General features: G+C 58.0%; 18 protein-coding genes. 17 read left to right on the forward strand and 1 reads right to left on the reverse strand.

Features of this window, described 5'->3' with window-relative positions; all coding sequences use genetic code 11:
* The first annotated feature begins 67 nt into the window (after nt 1–67).
* From V3W49_RS17295 to V3W49_RS17355, 13 genes are all read left to right on the forward strand, one after another.
* Nucleotides 68–2,704 (forward strand): YdbH family protein, encoded by a 2,637-nt coding sequence (locus tag V3W49_RS17295; RefSeq protein WP_500147159.1) that lies wholly within the window; start codon nt 68–70, stop codon nt 2,702–2,704.
* Nucleotides 2,701–2,892, forward strand: coding sequence for a YnbE family lipoprotein (locus tag V3W49_RS17300; RefSeq protein ID WP_500147160.1), 192 nt, complete (start codon nt 2,701–2,703; stop codon nt 2,890–2,892). The genes V3W49_RS17295 and V3W49_RS17300 overlap by 4 nt, the downstream gene beginning before the upstream one ends.
* Before the next feature lie 14 nt (nt 2,893–2,906).
* Nucleotides 2,907–3,236 (forward strand): YdbL family probable chaperone protein, encoded by a 330-nt coding sequence (locus V3W49_RS17305; RefSeq protein WP_500147161.1) that lies wholly within the window; start codon nt 2,907–2,909, stop codon nt 3,234–3,236.
* 349 nt (nt 3,237–3,585) lie between these two features.
* Nucleotides 3,586–5,085, forward strand: a complete 1,500-nt coding sequence (locus V3W49_RS17310) for an aldehyde dehydrogenase family protein (RefSeq protein ID WP_500147163.1) — start codon at nt 3,586–3,588, stop codon at nt 5,083–5,085.
* Nucleotides 5,086–5,206: 121 nt separating this feature from the next.
* Nucleotides 5,207–5,698: an Hcp family type VI secretion system effector gene (locus V3W49_RS17315; RefSeq protein ID WP_500147165.1), complete on the forward strand. Its 492-nt coding sequence runs from the start codon at nt 5,207–5,209 to the stop codon at nt 5,696–5,698.
* Nucleotides 5,695–6,057 carry a tlde1 domain-containing protein gene (locus V3W49_RS17320; protein WP_500147166.1) on the forward strand — a complete coding sequence of 121 codons (363 nt, stop codon included), beginning with the start codon at nt 5,695–5,697 and terminating at the stop codon, nt 6,055–6,057. The genes V3W49_RS17315 and V3W49_RS17320 overlap by 4 nt, the downstream gene beginning before the upstream one ends.
* A complete protein-coding gene (locus tag V3W49_RS17325) occupies nt 6,054–6,482 on the forward strand; it encodes a hypothetical protein (RefSeq protein ID WP_500147167.1) in 429 nt (142 codons plus the stop codon). Before V3W49_RS17320 ends, V3W49_RS17325 begins: the two co-directional genes overlap by 4 nt.
* Before the next feature lie 435 nt (nt 6,483–6,917).
* On the forward strand, nt 6,918–7,832 hold the full coding sequence (murQ, locus tag V3W49_RS17330) for an N-acetylmuramic acid 6-phosphate etherase (RefSeq protein WP_500147168.1): 915 nt from the start codon (nt 6,918–6,920) through the stop codon (nt 7,830–7,832).
* Nucleotides 7,822–9,174 (forward strand): PTS transporter subunit EIIC, encoded by a 1,353-nt coding sequence (locus V3W49_RS17335; protein ID WP_500147169.1) that lies wholly within the window; start codon nt 7,822–7,824, stop codon nt 9,172–9,174. The genes murQ and V3W49_RS17335 overlap by 11 nt, the downstream gene beginning before the upstream one ends.
* A 12-nt stretch (nt 9,175–9,186) precedes the next feature.
* The gene (locus V3W49_RS17340; protein WP_500147170.1) at nt 9,187–10,044 is read left to right on the forward strand and encodes a MurR/RpiR family transcriptional regulator; all 858 of its coding nucleotides are present in this window, start codon (nt 9,187–9,189) and stop codon (nt 10,042–10,044) included.
* A complete protein-coding gene (locus tag V3W49_RS17345; protein ID WP_500147172.1) occupies nt 10,041–10,748 on the forward strand; it encodes a carbohydrate-binding family 9-like protein in 708 nt (235 codons plus the stop codon). The genes V3W49_RS17340 and V3W49_RS17345 overlap by 4 nt, the downstream gene beginning before the upstream one ends.
* Nucleotides 10,749–10,858: 110 nt before the next feature.
* A complete protein-coding gene (locus tag V3W49_RS17350; RefSeq protein ID WP_500147173.1) occupies nt 10,859–11,206 on the forward strand; it encodes a YidH family protein in 348 nt (115 codons plus the stop codon).
* The gene (locus tag V3W49_RS17355) at nt 11,196–11,558 is read left to right on the forward strand and encodes a DUF202 domain-containing protein (protein ID WP_500147174.1); all 363 of its coding nucleotides are present in this window, start codon (nt 11,196–11,198) and stop codon (nt 11,556–11,558) included. Before V3W49_RS17350 ends, V3W49_RS17355 begins: the two co-directional genes overlap by 11 nt.
* A 92-nt stretch (nt 11,559–11,650) precedes the next feature.
* Here V3W49_RS17355 and paaZ read toward each other — a convergent pair whose 3' ends face one another.
* A complete protein-coding gene (paaZ, locus tag V3W49_RS17360) occupies nt 11,651–13,696 on the reverse strand; it encodes a phenylacetic acid degradation bifunctional protein PaaZ (protein WP_500147175.1) in 2,046 nt (681 codons plus the stop codon).
* A 287-nt stretch (nt 13,697–13,983) separates the two neighbouring features.
* Here paaZ and paaA point away from each other — a divergent pair, with 287 nt between their 5' ends.
* From paaA to paaD, 4 genes are read left to right on the forward strand one after another with little or no spacing between them, the layout of a single operon-like run.
* Nucleotides 13,984–14,919: a 1,2-phenylacetyl-CoA epoxidase subunit PaaA gene (gene paaA / locus V3W49_RS17365; protein WP_500147176.1), complete on the forward strand. Its 936-nt coding sequence runs from the start codon at nt 13,984–13,986 to the stop codon at nt 14,917–14,919.
* Between the two features lie 10 nt (nt 14,920–14,929).
* Nucleotides 14,930–15,217 (forward strand): 1,2-phenylacetyl-CoA epoxidase subunit PaaB, encoded by a 288-nt coding sequence (gene paaB, locus V3W49_RS17370; protein WP_500147177.1) that lies wholly within the window; start codon nt 14,930–14,932, stop codon nt 15,215–15,217.
* Nucleotides 15,218–15,225: 8 nt separating this feature from the next.
* The gene (gene paaC, locus V3W49_RS17375) at nt 15,226–15,981 is read left to right on the forward strand and encodes a 1,2-phenylacetyl-CoA epoxidase subunit PaaC (protein ID WP_500147179.1); all 756 of its coding nucleotides are present in this window, start codon (nt 15,226–15,228) and stop codon (nt 15,979–15,981) included.
* Nucleotides 15,982–15,990: 9 nt separating this feature from the next.
* Nucleotides 15,991–16,482 (forward strand): 1,2-phenylacetyl-CoA epoxidase subunit PaaD, encoded by a 492-nt coding sequence (gene paaD / locus V3W49_RS17380; protein WP_500147180.1) that lies wholly within the window; start codon nt 15,991–15,993, stop codon nt 16,480–16,482.
* Nucleotides 16,483–16,484: the final 2 nt, after the last annotated feature.

A 16,484-nucleotide genomic window follows, 5' to 3' on the forward strand; every position in this document is an offset into this window, starting at 1 on the left:
GCTAAACGTGTCAGAATAACGACCTGTTTCGGCCTGAAATCTTGCTTAATCAGGACATTAACGGCCCATGAAGGGTAAATACAAAGCACTCCTCGCGCTACTGTTGTTATTGATTTTGTTGCCGCTGACGCTGATGTTAACGGTAGCGCAATGGTTGCCGACTCTGGCTGGAGTCTGGCTGCCGCAGGGAACCCGGATCGCCATGACTTCTGGCCCCCGAATCAGAGAGGGGGCGCTGATTCTTCCGGATTTGCGCTATCTGGCTGGCGAATGCGAGCTGGCAAGCCTTAAGTCGGCGGCGCTGCGCCACCCCGGACGCTGGAGCCTGAAGGTTGGCGAACTGACGCTAAATCCAGACTGTTTTAGCAACATCCCCATTGACGATACTCCCTCTGAGAAGACGCGTACCCTGGCCGGGTGGCAGCAGATGTTGCCCAACTCCAGCGTGGCTATCGAGCGTCTGACGCTAACTTCCGTGCCACAGTACAGCGGCGCGCTACAGCTGGAGATGACGCCCGACAGTCAACAGCTCAGCTTCAATGGCGAGCTGATCGCTCTGAAAGCGGTGCTCAATGGCCGCGACCTTATCATTAAGCAGTTTGAAGCGCGGCCTTTTTCCGGCATGGAGCCAGCCAGGCTGGTGGGCGAGGTGAAACTGGCCCTGATGCCGGACGGGCTGCCGACTCATGGCCATGTGAAAGCGAGCATGACGCTGCCGCAGGAGCCGCGTCACGCCACCGCTGAGCTGGAGTGGGAAAGCAACCGCGGCCAGCTGCTGATAGGCAGCCAGGATCTGGCGGAGCCGCTGCTCGATCTGCCGTGGGAGTTGAGCCGCGATCGCCTGAAAATCAGCGACGGGCGCTGGCTCTGGCCCTGGGCCGGATTTCCCCTGAGCGGTCGCCTGGCGCTTCAGGTCGACGACTGGCAGAAAGGTCTGGAGCAGGCGCAAATCACTGCCCGAATAAGCGTACTGACCGAAGGCGACGCCGGTAAAGGCAACGCCGTACTGACGCTGGGGCCCGGACACCTCAGTATGACCGAAAGCAGTATGCCGCTGCGCCTGACCGGTGAAGCCAAACAGAATCAGATGATCTTTTACGCCATGCTGCCCGGAAAACTGAGCGGGCCGCTGCTGGATCCCGCCCTGCATTTCCAGCCCGGCGCGCTGCTGCGTTCGCGCGGACGGGTGATCGATTCGCTGAATATTGACGAAGTTCGCTGGCCGCTGGCGGGGGTAAGACTGACCCGAAACGGGGTGGATGGCCGGTTACAGGCTATTCTGCGCGCCCACGAAAATGAGATGGGCAATTTCACCCTGCATCTGGACGGTCAGGCCCGTGATTTTCTGCCGGACAAAGGGCTATGGGAGTGGCGCTATTGGGGGGATGGCCTGTTCAGCCCGATGCACGCCCGCTGGGATGTGAAAGGAGAAGGCGAATGGCGCGACAGCGTAATCCGGCTGGCGGAACTCTCTACCGGATTCGATCAGTTGCAGTACGGCAGCATGACGGTACATCAGCCGCGCCTCTCCCTGGTGAAACCGGTGGTCTGGCAGCGCAATCCGCAGCAGCCGGACTTCAGCGGCGCTTTGACGCTGCATGCTGGCCGCACGCAATTTTCCGGCGGTAGCGAACTGCCGCCCGCGGTGCTCAATTTCGAGGTGAAGGGTAAAGAGCCTACCAACTTCCTGTATCGCGGCGATTTGACGGCGCAAGAGATTGGCCCGGTGCGGGTTCACGGCCGCTGGGATGGTGAGCGCCTGCGCGGCGAGGCCTGGTGGCCGCGTCAGCGGCTGTCGGTCTTTCAGCCGCTGCTGCCGCAGGACTGGAAGCTGGCGCTTAAATCCGGCGAACTTTATGCCCAGGTGGCGTTTTCCGCGGCGGCCGGCCAGGGGTTTGAAGCCGGGGGGCACGGCGTGCTGAAAGGCGGCAGCGCCTGGTTGCCGGACAGTAAAATCAACGGCGTTGATTTTGTGTTGCCGTTCCGCTACAGCGACGCCACATGGCATCTGGGCACTCGCGGCCCGGTGCGGCTGCGCATCGAAGAGATCGAAAGCCAGACGGTGGCCCGTAAGCTGAGAGCCGATCTCCAGGGCTGGTATCCCTGGAGCGAAGCGCATCCTCTGCTGCTCAGTGACGTCAGTGTGGATCTGCTGGGCGGCAGTCTGCTGATGAAGCAACTGCGAATGCCGCAGCGCGATCCGGCGCTGCTGCGGTTGCACAATATCTCTTCCAGTGAACTGGTCAGCGCGCTGAATCCCAAGCAGTTCGCGCTTTCCGGGCGTATTGAAGGCGCGCTGCCCGTCTGGTTTAACCATCCGCAATGGATTGTGAAAGACGGCTGGGTGACGGCCCGCGGCCCGTTGACCCTGCGGCTCGACAAAGATATGGCCGACGCTATCGTTCAGGATAACGTGACGGCGGGCTCTGCTATTAACTGGCTGCGCTATATGGAAATCTCCCACTCATGGACCACGATTAATCTCGATAATCTTGGGGTGCTGACCATGACCTCGAATCTGGAGGGCACCGGCCGGGTTAACGGTAAAAACGGTACCGTTAAGCTCAATTATACCCATCAGGAAAACCTTTTTACGCTGTGGCGCAGCCTGCGCTTTGGCGACAACCTGCAATCCTGGCTGGAGCAGAATATGTCCCTGCCTGATGCGCACTGCGCCGGGCAAAACTGTAAGGAGCAACAATGAACGCATGGGGAGTCGCCCTGCTGGCGCTGATGGCCACCGGACTTAGCGGTTGTACGCCGCGTATTGAGGTAGCAGCGCCATCAGAGCCTATCACTATCAATATGAACGTGAAGATCGAACACGAAATTCACGTCAAAGTGGATAAAGACGTGGAGACGCTGCTGAAGAGCCGCAGCGATCTCTTTTAACGGAGTCGATGAAAATGAAACGACATATCAGCGCTCTGGTCGGCGGTCTGACGCTCCTGCTGGCGAGTATGGGCGTCAGTGCGCTAACGCTGGATGAGGCGCGCAGCCAGGGACGGGTAGGCGAAACGCTGAGCGGTTATCTGGCGACCATCACGGCGGATCCGCAAAGTCAGGCCCTGGTGGATCGCATCAATCAGGAGCGTCGGCAGAGCTATAGCGCGCTGGCGAAAAGCCATAATGTGCCCGTCGAGGAAGTGGCGAAACTGGCCGGACAAAAGCTGGTATCCCGCGCCGCGCCCGGCGAGTACGTGCGCGGTATTAACGGGCGCTGGATGAAGAAATAATCAGCGCCGGCTTCATCATTTCAGGGCTGCGCTCTGCCAGGGCGCAGTGAATCTTCCGTAAAAGGCGCCTCAGACGCTGTTGATATGCGCCAGCCAGTTTTTGACCCCGTCGTTGTTTTTCACACGCTGTCTCCTGTTATCTGTGCCGTGGTTCATACTGCAATAGCGGCGGTTGTCGCGACGGCCCGGGACTTCGGCAACAGAGAAATGGTGACGTAAAATCCGTACCGGCGCCGCGTCATTGCGTGGTTTGCCACATCTGTTACAACGATTGTCACGAGAGCAAAACCCGCGATCGCGCCCCGCATGTAGACTGAACAGATCCGACATCCTCTGATAAGGAGAAATTATGTCTGCAACACAGGTTGAGATTCTGGAAAGCGTACACCGCTTTCTGCAACGTGATCATGGGCTCTATATCGACGGTCGCTGGCAGGCGTCGACGTCCGCTGGGCGTATGGCGGTATGGAATCCCGCCGATGGCGCGCAGATAGCCAGCGTCGCCGACGCCAGCGCCGACGATGTGGACAGGGCGGTAATATCGGCTCGTCACGCTTTTGAAAACCGGGTGTGGGCCGATATGCTGCCCGCCATGCGCGAGCGGGTGCTGTTACGCTTTGCCGATCTGGTGGAACAGAACGCCGAAGAACTGGCCCAACTGGAAACCCTGGAGCAGGGTAAGTCTATCGCCATTTCCCGGGCTTTCGAACTGGGCTGTACTCTGAACTGGATGCGTTACACCGCCGGTCTGACGACCAGGATCAGTGGTCGAACCCTGGAGCTTTCCATTCCCATGCCGGAAGGCGCGCGCTACCAGGCCTGGACCCGCAAAGAACCGATCGGCGTGGTAGCGGGGATAGTGCCATGGAACTTCCCGCTGATGATTGGGATGTGGAAGGTGATGCCGGCGCTGGCGGCGGGCTGTTCGATCGTGATGAAACCTTCGGAAACCACGCCGCTGACCCTGCTGCGGGTGGCGGAACTGGCAAGCGAAGCCGGAGTGCCGGACGGCGTGTTCAACGTCGTGACCGGCCAGGGGGCCACCTGTGGCGCGACGCTGGTTAATCACCCGGGCGTGGCGAAGGTGAGCTTTACCGGCTCTACGCAAACCGGTAAGCAGATTGCGCGTAGCGCCGCCGGGCGCCTGACTCGCATTACGCTGGAGCTGGGAGGGAAAAATCCGGCGCTGGTGCTGAAAGACGCCGATCCGGCCATGGTGGTGGAAGGGCTGATGACCGGCAGCTTCCTGAACCAGGGGCAGGTGTGCGCCGCCAGCTCGCGTATCTACATTGAAGCGCCGCTGTTTGACCGCCTGACGGCGGAGTTTGAACAGGCGGTGAAGTCGCTGAAGGTGGGGGCGGGGCTGGACGCCAGCGCCCATATCAACCCGGTGGCCTCGGCGGCGCATCAGCGCAAGATCGAGACTTTTATCGATGAAGCGCGGGCCAGTGGTGCCACGCTTTTGAGCGGAGATGCCGGGCCGGGAAATGGTGGTTTCTATATCGCCCCCACGCTTGTGGTCAACCCCGATGCCGGGCTGCGACTGGTGCGGGAAGAGGTGTTCGGCCCCGTAGTTAATCTGGTGCGGGTGACGGATGCCGCAGAAGGGTTGCGGCTCGCCAATGACACGGAGTATGGGTTGACCGCCAGCGTCTGGACCCAAAATCTGGGCCAGGCCCTGGACTACAGCGCCCGGTTACAGGCCGGTACGGTATGGATCAACAGCCATACCCTGATCGACGCCAACCTGCCGTTTGGCGGTATGAAACAGTCCGGTACTGGTCGCGAGTTTGGCCCCGACTGGCTGGATGGCTATTGCGAAGAGAAATCAGTCTGCGTGCGCTATTAATTCGCCCGATTTAGATAAAATAATTTGAATCAGGTCACTGCTTATTCAGCGTGGCCTTTTATTTTTATGGATGCTGTGATTTTTTAAAGGGCGGAATTAAAATCTACATGGAGCGTTGGTAATGGCGATACCTGTTTATTTATGGCTGTACGATCATTCTGGGAATTTAATTAAAGGTTCCGTTAATGTTTTGGGTCGCGAAGGCAGTATTGAAGTGCAGGAATTTATGGGAGGCGTAGAGATACCCTGTGATGCGTTATCCGGAAAGCTAACAGGAACGCGTATTCATACCGGTCTGGCATTTGAAAAAGAAACGGATGCTTCCAGCGTCTGGCTGTATCGGGCATTAACCATGGGGCTGGTTATTCCTCGCGCTACTTTCTCATTTTTTCGCATCAATGATGCCGGACAGGAAGAGGAGTATTTCAGAATAGACCTGGAAAAGGTAAGAATTGATGAATTTACCTCTTTTTTCAGCGTGCCGCGAAGCGCCGTGCGTATTAAGCGGAATCATCAGGAGTACATCGGTCTGGTCTATGAGAAGATCATATGGCGCTACCTGGACGGTAACCTGATACACAGCGACTCATGGGACAGGAGGGCGACGGCATGACATGGATCTATAAAGTCAGAGAAGCCGGGTTTTATCGAAATGGAATCTATCAGTTTACAGCCGAATACGCAGGAGCCAGAGGGTACTATAACGATCCGGAAAAGGAGTGTGTGAAAAACAAAGGGCCGCTGCCGCGCGGCAAGTACCGGATCGAGGCGCCACGCCGTTCGAGTGCTGGAAACTATGCGTTACCGCTGACGCCCGATGCATCGAATAATATGTGTGGCCGTAATGCATTTATGATTCATGGAGACAGTTCCAGAAACCCCGGCGGCGCTTCTCAGGGGTGTATTGTTCTGCGAATAAGGTACCGGAGAGAAATCTGGGAAAGCAATGACAGGGAGTTAATCGTGGAATGAATAAAATTATTCTGGTAATTCTGTTTTTCTGTTTCCCGGCGTTAGCCGCTGTAACGCAGGAACCCTGCGTCAGAATCTATTCTTCGGTGGATATCGGAATGTACAGGGCAATGATTCGAGATCTTAAAATAGCTGAAGAAGAGGTCGTTCGGGATAAAACAGAGATGACTCTATTGAAAGCGATACCCGTTAATAAAAAAACAGCATTCTATTTTGCCATGCAGGACTTCAGAGAGATAAAGCATTCTTCGTTAGATGCTCTGGTAAGTGATTACTCTAATAGCGGGGCTAAAATTCTCACCGTTCAGTATGTATATAAAAACAGGTCAGGTAAGCGCAACACCTTTATCGGAACATCTATTGTAAATAGAGATGAGTGCTCAATACGTTTTAATGGTTACCTTCTTATTTCCCGCGAATTCTGATCTCATATAAGGCAGAGTGTTTTCACGCTCTGCCTTTCTCTTGCTTTTCACCCGCCCCATGACGGCGTCTCATTAAAATAATTTCACGGCTTAAGCAGGGCGTCAGAGGCTATCATTGGCCACTCCCCGGCCAGGGCTACATGGGGGCCGGTAGTGAGTCAGACCGCCGGATCCTGATTATCGGCCTTGTATTGTCCCAGACCGGTGTTGTGGGTCGGTCGGTTAGGGTAGGCCTGCGTTCATTCGGGTTGCAGCGCGTCACCCGGACAAAGTTCAGCCGAGGGTGGGGCCACTTGTCAGGTGCGAAGGCAATCATTTCTTGCCGCACAGATCCTCTGTTTTCTGCGCGTAATCACACATCTATGAGTTAAATGTTGTGTTTCGACATTTTTGTGTATTAAAAATGTCGAAACATTTCAAGGAAACTCAATCATCATGGATACCCTCTCTCTGACCATTAGCCAGGAACAGAATAGCGAAACCACCCATTTTGCGGACTTGCCGCTGCCGGATATGCTGGCGCTGCTGAATCAACACGATGCCAGCGTTGCGCAGGCAATTAGCCAGGTTTTACCTCAGGTGGAAGCCACCGTACGCCTGATTACGGCACAGATGAAAAGGGGCGGTCGGCTCTTTTATGTCGGGGCGGGAACCAGCGGACGCCTTGGGGTGCTGGACTCCGCCGAATGCCCGCCCACTTTCGGCACCGATCCTGAACTGATTCAGGCGGTGATTGCGGGGGGGCAGGACGCCATGCTGCGCGCCGTGGAGAATGTTGAAGACGATCGCTCCGCCGCCGTAGAAGCGCTACGTAGCAGAAAACTGACGGCGGAAGACGTGGTGCTGGGCATTGCCGCCAGCGGCCGTACGCCATTCGTGCTGGCTGCCCTCGACTATGCCCGCGAGGTGGGGGCTAAAACCATCGCCATGACCACCCGGGGCCCCAGCGCCATTTCGCAACAGGCAGATATCGCCATCGCACCGGACGTAGGGGCGGAGGTGCTCTCCGGCTCGACCCGCATGAAGAGCGGCTCGGCACAAAAGATGCTGCTTGGCATGATCAGCACCGCCGTTATGACGCAGCTCGGCAAGGTGCACGGCAACTTTATGATCGACGTGAAGGCGTCTAACGAAAAACTCTACCGCCGCGCGGAACATATGGTGTGCCAGATTTGCGGCATTGATGAGCCGGGCGCCAGAGTTCTGCTGCAATCGGTGGGGTACAGCGTGCGGGCAGCGGTGCTGCGCCAGATGCTGAACCTGACGCCTGAAGAGGCGATGACCCGGGCCGCAGAGCCATTTCGCACGTTAACATCACAGTTGGGAACCGGAGGGACGCATGGCGAATAAGATAGCGCATCTGGAAGCGGTGGCGGATGCCATTGAGCAGAATATTGGCGGTTTTGGCAACGTCGTCACGCTGACGAACTGTATGACCCGGGTACGCATCGTGCTGGCCGATCGTACACAATTTAATGCCGACGTGCTGCGCAAAACCGAAGGCGTCAAAGGCGTGGTGGATGCGGGTGAGCAGTTTCAGATTATTGTCGGGATGGGCACAGCGGCGAAAGTCGTGGGGGTGCTTAATAAGCGGCGAGGAGGGGGGGACTCCTCCCCGTCGGCGGTGGCGGAGAGAAAAGGGTTCTCCGTGCGCCGGGCACTCAACACCCTGGCGGCGATTTTTGTTCCGACGATCCCGGCGCTGATTGGCTGCGGTCTGATCCTGGGCCTGATTAACGTTGTGAAGCTGCTGTTTCCGACCCTGGTAGCCAGCCATCAGGAGCTGTTCACGCTGTTCACCGTCATCGGCAAAGCGGTTTTCGCCGTGCTGGCCGTTATGATTGGTATGAACACCTCAAAAGAGCTGCAGGCCTCTCCGGCGATTGGTGCGGTGATGGCGGCGATCCTTACCGCCCCGGATCTGGCCGGTATTAAGCTGTTCGGTTTTGGTCTGACGCCGGGCGGCGGTGGTATTTTTGCCGTGCTGCTGGTATGCGCGTTTGCAGCGAAGTTCGAACTCTGGTTTCGCAGCTGGTGCAAAGAGAGCCTTGACCTGATCCTGACCCCGATGCTGACAATACTGGTTTCTTCGCTGGCGGCGCTGCTGGTTCTACAGCCTGCGGCCCATGCGGTTAACCTCTGGCTGGGTAATCTGGTTTCGCTGGCGCTGCTCAACCATTCTGCGGCGTCAGTGATTGTTGGCGCGATGCTGGGAGGCGGGTTCCTGTTCCTGCTGCTGACCGGGCTACACCAGGGGCTGATCCCGATCCACGCCCAGATCCTCGACACCTTTGGTTTCAACTACCTGTTCCCCATTCTGGCGATGGGAGGAATGGGGCAGGTCGGGGCTGCCGCTTATGTCTATCTGAAGACGAAAAACCCGCGACTGAAAAAAACCATCGCCGGGGCGCTGCCGGTGGGGATTATCGGCGTCGGTGAACCGCTGCTGTTTGGCGTGTCTCTGCCGCTGGGCAAACCCTTTATCGCGGGCTGCATCGGCGGCGCTGCGGGGGGCGCGGTTATTGCGGCCTGCAAGGTTGGGATTATTATCCCATTTGGTACGGCCGGGCTATCGCTGCTGCCGCTGGTGGGGCCGGGCCAGATCCTGCCCTTCCTGCTGGCGGTAGGCTGTGCCTGGATCGTCGGTTTTATCGCAGCTATGCTGCTGGGCTTTACCGAACCCACTGAGTAATTCGGAATATTTATGGAAACGATTATCAGCAAAATCAGATCGTTGGTGCACACCGGTAAGCGCGGTGAGCGGGCGATATCGACCTTTATTATTGCCCAGGGGTTTGACCTCTCCACGATGAGCGCCACGCGCGTGGCGCAGGCGCTGGGCATCAGCGATTCGACGGTGATTCGCTACGCCAGAATGCTGGGCTGCAACGGTTTTCCCGATCTGAAGCTGCAGCTTGCCGCTGCAAAACCCGACAGCGTAGCCGCCAGGCTGGATATCTATGAGGGGATTGAAGCCGATGATAGTACCGCGCAAATTGTGGCGAAATCGAAGCGGCTTTTCACCAGTAAGATAGAACAGTCGCTGGATGTTATTGAGCCTGAAGTAATAGATGCCTGCGCGCAACTGCTGGTTAACGCCCGCAGGATTGTGCTGGTGGGGATAGGCTCCTCGGCCTTAATTGCGCTGGATATAAACCACAAGCTTATTCGCTGCGGCCTGAACGCACAGTTCAACTATGACTATCATACCCAGCTGGTACAGGCATCACTGCTGGGGCCTGGCGATGTACTGCTGGCCGTTTCGGCCCGGGGGGAGAGCGACGTGGTGATAGAGGCGTTGGCTCTTGCCCGCAATGGCGGCGCGCAGACCATCGCCCTTACGCGCTATGGCAAAAACAGAGCCAGCGCACTGGCGCAACAGGTTATCGCCTACAGCTACACCGAGGCCCACGAGAAGTTGGGTATGGTGACGCCGCAAATTTTACAGATGATTGCCTTCGATATTCTGTTTTTCAAAATTAACGGTTTGATCTCTCATGACAGCATGCGTACCGCCATGAGTGTTGTAGACAGACATCAGCAAAAGCGAGGTCAACAATGAAGAGTGGACGCTATCTCGGTGTGGCGCTGCTGCTTGCGGCGGGCGTTTGTCAGGCTAAGAACTATGCCATCGTTTATACCGACGGAATTCATTCGTTGCAGGATGCCGTGCAGGAGAGCGTATGGGCGAAGGCCAACGCGCTGACGGACTTTAGCTTCCCGTGGAAAAATGCCCCGGCGCCGAAAACCGAGTTTCGCGCCCTCTGGACGCCAGAGGCTATCTGGTTCCGCTTTGACGTCGAAGATCATGATATCCAGACGGGCAATCAGCCGGATAAGGATGAGGCGGTGCTGGCCTCTGACCGGGTAGAGCTTTTCTTCTCCACCGGTCGGGCTCTGCAGCCGTACTACACCGCAGAGATGGACTCACGCGGTCGGGTGTTCGACGCCAGGGCCGGGTTCTATCGCAAGGTTGATCAGACATGGAACTGGCAGTCGCTGAAGACCGTGGCCAGCCTGACGCCCAATGGCTATCGGGTGGTGGGAAAAGTGGATCTCAACGAGCTGGATACCCTGAAGCTCTGGCAGGACAAAGACCGCAAGACCCTGATGTGCGCCATTATGCGTGGGGAGTTCAGCGCCGACGGGGCGGGCGGGCAAAAACGAGAATGGATAAGCTGGATCAAGCCGGACTCGGTGAAGCCCGATTTTCATATTCCATCCGCTTTTGGCACCTGCACGCTGGTGAAACAGGCGCTCCCGTGAGGAGCCGATCATAAAAATAATGCCCGTCTGACCTCCCCGTGCGGGATGACGTAAATCATATCAGCAACAGGACGGAAGCCTCAAAACCACGATGGTGAAAAGGAGCCATAATGAAGATTTCCTGCCCTGGAGAAGCACCGGATTACCGCTTCTCTCTGGCAAATGAACGTACCTCTCTTGCGTGGATCCGTACCGCGCTCGGGTTTTTGGCGGCAGGCGTTGGGCTGGATCAGCTGGCTCCGGGCTTTACCACCCCAGTTATTCGTGAATTGCTGGCACTGCTGCTGTGCCTGTTTGCCGGTGGTCTGGCAATTTATGGCTATCTGCGCTGGTTGCATAATGAGAAGGCCATGCGGCTGAAGGAGGATCTGGCATACACCCATGGCCTTTTGATAATCAGCCTGATTGTGATGAGCGTGGCGGCGACCGTGACGGCACTGGTGCTGTATGCCGGATAGTCGTAAAGCGCGCCGTATCGCCGATCCGGGGCTTCAACCTGAGCGCACGTCACTGGCCTGGTTCCGTACCCTGCTGGGATATGGTGCACTAATGGCACTGGCGTTAAAACATCACTGGTATCAGGCCGGGGCCCTGTTTTGGATCTCTGTTGCCGTGCTGGTCTTGGTTGCGATCGTTCTCTGGCGCTATAGCCGTAGCCGAAATTTGCTGGATGTGGTGCATTGCGATTTTTCTCAATCCAGTGCGATACGCGACAAATTTATGGTCTCCCTTGCGGTGTTATCCCTTGCACTACTGTTTGCTGTTACGCACATTCGCCAACTTATCGTATTGAGTGGGTGTGTTACATAACAGGATGTCAGGCCAGGGTGATGTTGCCAGATTATGTGCTGGTTGTGCCTGGTTGGGGAAAAGGACGGGCAAATCCATGCCCGCCGTCTCAGTCACGCCGGAAAATCGCCGTTGCGGCGTGCCACCAGGGTGAGGATACTCCACAGCGCTACCGGCTGCTGGTGCTGGTTGGTGATTTCGACGGCCCATTCCACTACGCCGACCGGACGATCTTCTGGGGTTTTCTGGGCTTTGGCGGTCTTCTGTTTGCAGGTCAGCCGTGCCTGAATGGTATCGCCTATCTTCACCGGTTCGATAAAGCGCAGGTTGTTCAGGCCGTAATTGGCGATAACCGGCCCGACGCCGGGGTCGACAAACAGCCCGGCGCCGGCGGAAACCACAAAATAACCGTGGGCCACCCGCTCGCCAAACAGTGATTCGGCGGCGCCTGTCTTATCCATATGGGCGTAGAAGTGGTCGCCGCTCAGACAGGCGAAGTTAACGATATCGGCTTCGGTTACGGTGCGGCGGGCGGTAAGCAGGCTGTCGCCGGGCAGCAAATCTTCGAATACTTTGCGAAACGGATGTATCTGGGACTCATTAACCCGGGCGCCCGCCACCCACTGGCGACCAATAGCGGCCAGCATCGAAGGGCTGCCCTGAATGGCGGTGCGCTGCAGATAGTGCTTCACGGCGCGCAGACCGCCCAGCTCCTCGCCGCCGCCAGCGCGTCCCGGGCCGCCGTGCGTCAACTGTGGCAGCGGTGAGCCGTGACCGGTGGAGCCCGGGGCCGATTCGCCATTCAGAATCTGCAGGCGTCCGTGGGCGCGTGCCGCCCCCAGCACAAACTGGCGCGCGCGGCTTTCATCGTTAGTGACCAGGGTGCCGACAAGGCTGCCGCGTCCGGCCCGGGCCAGCGCCATGGCGTGGGCGTCGTCCCGGTAGGGCATCAGAGTGGCGACCGGCCCGAAGGCTTCGCGTTCGTGCACTGCCGTTATTTCATCCGGCTGTGGGCAAACCAGCAGGGTAGGCGGGAAGAAGGCGCCCGGGCTGCGGAGATCGGGATCGCCCCCCAGCGCCAGCTGGCAGCCAGCCTCCACCAGCGCGCTCACCTGGGCCGCTACATCGTCACGCTGTTCAGTGCTGACCAGCGCGCCCATTTTTACCCCTTCCTCTGCGGGGTCGCCCCAGCGAATTTGGCCCAGACGGGCGATAAGCGCCTCGCGTACCGTCTCAAACTGGGTTTCCGGCACCATAATGCGGCGAATGGCGGTACATTTCTGTCCGGCTTTGGCGGTCATTTCGCGCTCCACCTCACGAATAAACAGCGCAAATTCCGGCTGTTCCGGGGTGACATCGACGCCCAGAACGCAGCAGTTCAGGGAGTCTGCCTCCATGGTGAAGGGGATCGAACGCGCCACCAGGTTGGGGTGGCGGCGCAGCTTCTGGCCGGTAGCCGCAGAGCCGGTAAAGGTCACCACATCCTGTTCTTCCAGATGGTCCAGCAGGTCTCCCGCGCCGCCGCAGATCAGGCTGATGGCGCCGTCTGGCACAAGATCGCTGTCGACAATGGCGCGTACTATGGCCTGGGTTAGCTGGGCGCTGGCAGTGCCAGGCTTTACGATGGCGGGCATACCGGCAAGCCAGGCAGGCGCCAGCTTTTCCAGCATCCCCCAGCATGGAAAGTTAAAGGCGTTGATGTGCACCGCCACGCCGTCGCGGCGGGTCAGAACGTGACGGGCTGCGAACTCTCCCCGTTTTGACAGCGCAATCAGCTCATCTTCAGGCCACAGCTGGTCGTCTGGTAGTTCGCGACTACCCATGCCAGCATAGGCAAACAGGGTGCCGATACCGCCTTCAATATCCACCCAGCCGTCGGCTCGGGTGGCGCCAGTCTGGGCCGAAATTTCGTAGAAGCGCTCTTTTTGGGCCAGCAGATGTTTCGCCAGCGCCTTCAGCATGGCGGCGCGCTGAACAAAGGTCATCTCTCCCAGTCCGCTGCCGCCGCGTTCGATGGCGTAGCGTCTGGCGGCTGCCATATCCAGCCCGTCGCTGGAAACCCGCCACAGCGCCTCGCCGTTAACCGCATGGCGAATGGTGCGCCCTTCGCCATGACCGCACTTCCAGACGCCCGAAAGATAACTGGCTAACTGCTGCATAGTTTGCTCCCGTTAAATGTTACGAAAAAACACAATAATACTTATTTTTGGAATCATAAAAATCAAGCTGGCATTTAATATTTTATTAACAACGTGATTTATCGACATGTGCCTTTATTTTATAACATATTGATAAATGGTTATTTTATGCTTTTTGTCGTGATTGTGCTCACAGAATATCAATCCATTCTTTGCCTGTTTACTTAACCTGCTTGTAACTTTTCTACCACAAAATGATTCATTTCAAATTAGTTTTCGCTAAAACTGGAATCACATAAGGTGGTGCCGTGACAAACCAACAACAACGCCGTTTTGAGGCCGATATCGCCGGGGAACGCGCCATTGAGCCACAGGACTGGATGCCGGACGACTATCGTAAAACGCTCATTCGCCAGATTGGCCAGCATGCCCATTCCGAAGTCGTGGGGATGCTGCCGGAAGGGAACTGGCTGACCCGGGCGCCCACGCTGCGCCGCAAGGCGATTCTGCTGGCTAAGGTGCAGGATGAAGCCGGTCATGGCCTTTACCTCTACAGCGCCGCGGAAACCCTGGGCTGCGCCCGGGAAGATCTCTACCGCAAAATGCTGGAAGGGCGGATGAAGTATTCGTCCATTTTCAACTATCCGACCCTCAGTTGGGCTGATATTCCGGTTATCGGCTGGCTGGTGGACGGCGCGGCCATCGTGAATCAGGTGGCGCTGTGCCGCACCTCTTACGGCCCTTACGCCAGGGCGATGGTGAAAATTTGCAAGGAAGAGAGTTTCCACCAGCGCCAGGGGTTTGAGGCCTGCATGGCGCTGGCGAACGGCAGCGATGAACAGCGCCAAATGTTGCAGGACGCCATTAACCGCTTCTGGTGGCCATCGCTGATGATGTTCGGCCCTGACGATGCTAACTCGCCTAACAGCGCCCGCAGTCTGGCCTGGAAAATCAAACGCCATACCAACGATGAACTGCGTCAGCGCTTTGTGGATAACACCGTTCCTCAGGTCGAAGCGCTGGGAATGACGGTGCCCGATCCGGCTCTCGCCTGGGACGAGGCCAGCGGCCACTACCGCTTTGGCGAAATCGACTGGGCGGAACTTAACGAGGTCATTGCCGGGCGCGGTATCTGTAATCACGAACGGCTGGCGGCGAAGCGCCGGGCCTGGGATAAGGGGGCCTGGGTGCGTGAAGCTGCGCTGGCCTGGGCCGAAAAACAGCAGCGTACCGACGCCGCCTGAGGAGATCGCGATGAACAAAGAGTACTGGCCGTTATATGAGGTGTTCGTCCGTAACCGGCAGGGGCTGTCGCACCGTCACGTCGGTAGTCTGCATGCCGCCGATGACCAGATGGCGCTGGAAAACGCGCGCGATGCCTATACCCGACGTAGCGAAGGCTGTTCGATCTGGGTGGTGCGGGCCTGCCAGATTGTGGCCTCTCAGCCGCAAGAGCGCGGTGAGTTTTTCGATCCGGCGGAGAGCAAAATCTATCGCCATCCAACCTTTTACACCATCCCGGATGGTATCGAGCATATGTGAGGTGGCCCGTGCAACACAGTGACACTATCGCCAGCTACAGCCTGCGGCTGGGCGACAGCAGCCTGATTCTGGCCCAGCGCCTGTGCGAATGGTGCGGCCATGCGCCGGAACTGGAAATCGACCTGGCGCTGGCCAATATCGGCCTCGATCTACTGGGCCAGGGGCGCCATCTTCTGAGCTATGCGGCGCAGCGTCTGGGGCAGGGCGATGAAGATACGCTCGCCTTCGGGCGTGACGAGCGTCAGTACAGCAATCTGCTGCTGGTGGAACAGCCCAACGGCGATTTCAGCGATACCCTGGTACGCCAGTATCTGATAGATGCCTGGCATGTGCCGCTGTATGAGCGCCTGATCCACAGCCGCGATGAAACCCTGGCCGCCATTGCCGCCCGGGCTATTAAAGAGGTGCGTTACCACCTGCGCTTTAGCCGCGGCTGGATGATTCGCCTGGGCAACGGCACCGAACTTTCCCACGCCAAAATGCAGCAGGCGCTGGATGAACTGTGGCGCTTTAGCGGCGAACTGTTTCAGGCGGACCAGCTTGAGTCTGAACTGGCGGAGCAGGGGGTGGCGGTGGATTCCCGAACCCTGTACGCCCCCTGGCGCCAGGAGGTGGAGCAGGGGCTGCGCGACGCAGGACTCCATGAGCCGGGCGAAACAGGATACCGCGCCGGAGGGCGCGCCGGGCTGCACAGTGAACATCTGGGGCCGCTGCTGGCGGAGATGCAGTATCTGCAACGCAGCCATCCCGGGCTGAGCTGGTAAGGGGGAGCGATGAATCTGACCCTGACGCCGCCACAAACCCGCGAGGTCTGGAAGCTGCTTTCCACCATCCGCGACCCGGAGATCCCGGTACTGACCATCACCGACCTCGGTATGGTACGCAGCGTGAGGCATAGCGAGCACGGCTGGCGTATCGGCTTTACGCCTACTTATTCCGGCTGCCCGGCAACCGAAATGCTGATGGCGGAGATTCGCACGGTGATGGAAAGCCGGGGCTATGGCCCGGTAGAGGTGAACGTACAACTACACCCGGCCTGGACCACCGACTGGATGAGCCCCGATGCCCGGCGGCGACTGCGCGAATATGGCATCAGCCCGCCGGAGGGGCACAGCTGTCACGCCCTGATGCCGGAGCGGGTCAGTTGCCCGCGCTGCGGCAGCGTTCAGACTCAGCTTATCAGCGAATTCGGCTCCACGGCCTGTAAAGCGCTGTGGCGCTGTGAAAGCTGCCGGGAACCCTTCGACTATTTCAAATGTATCTGAGG

This window comes from Rosenbergiella sp. YN46 (genome assembly GCF_036620675.1).
GTDB lineage: Bacteria > Pseudomonadota > Gammaproteobacteria > Enterobacterales > Enterobacteriaceae > Jejubacter.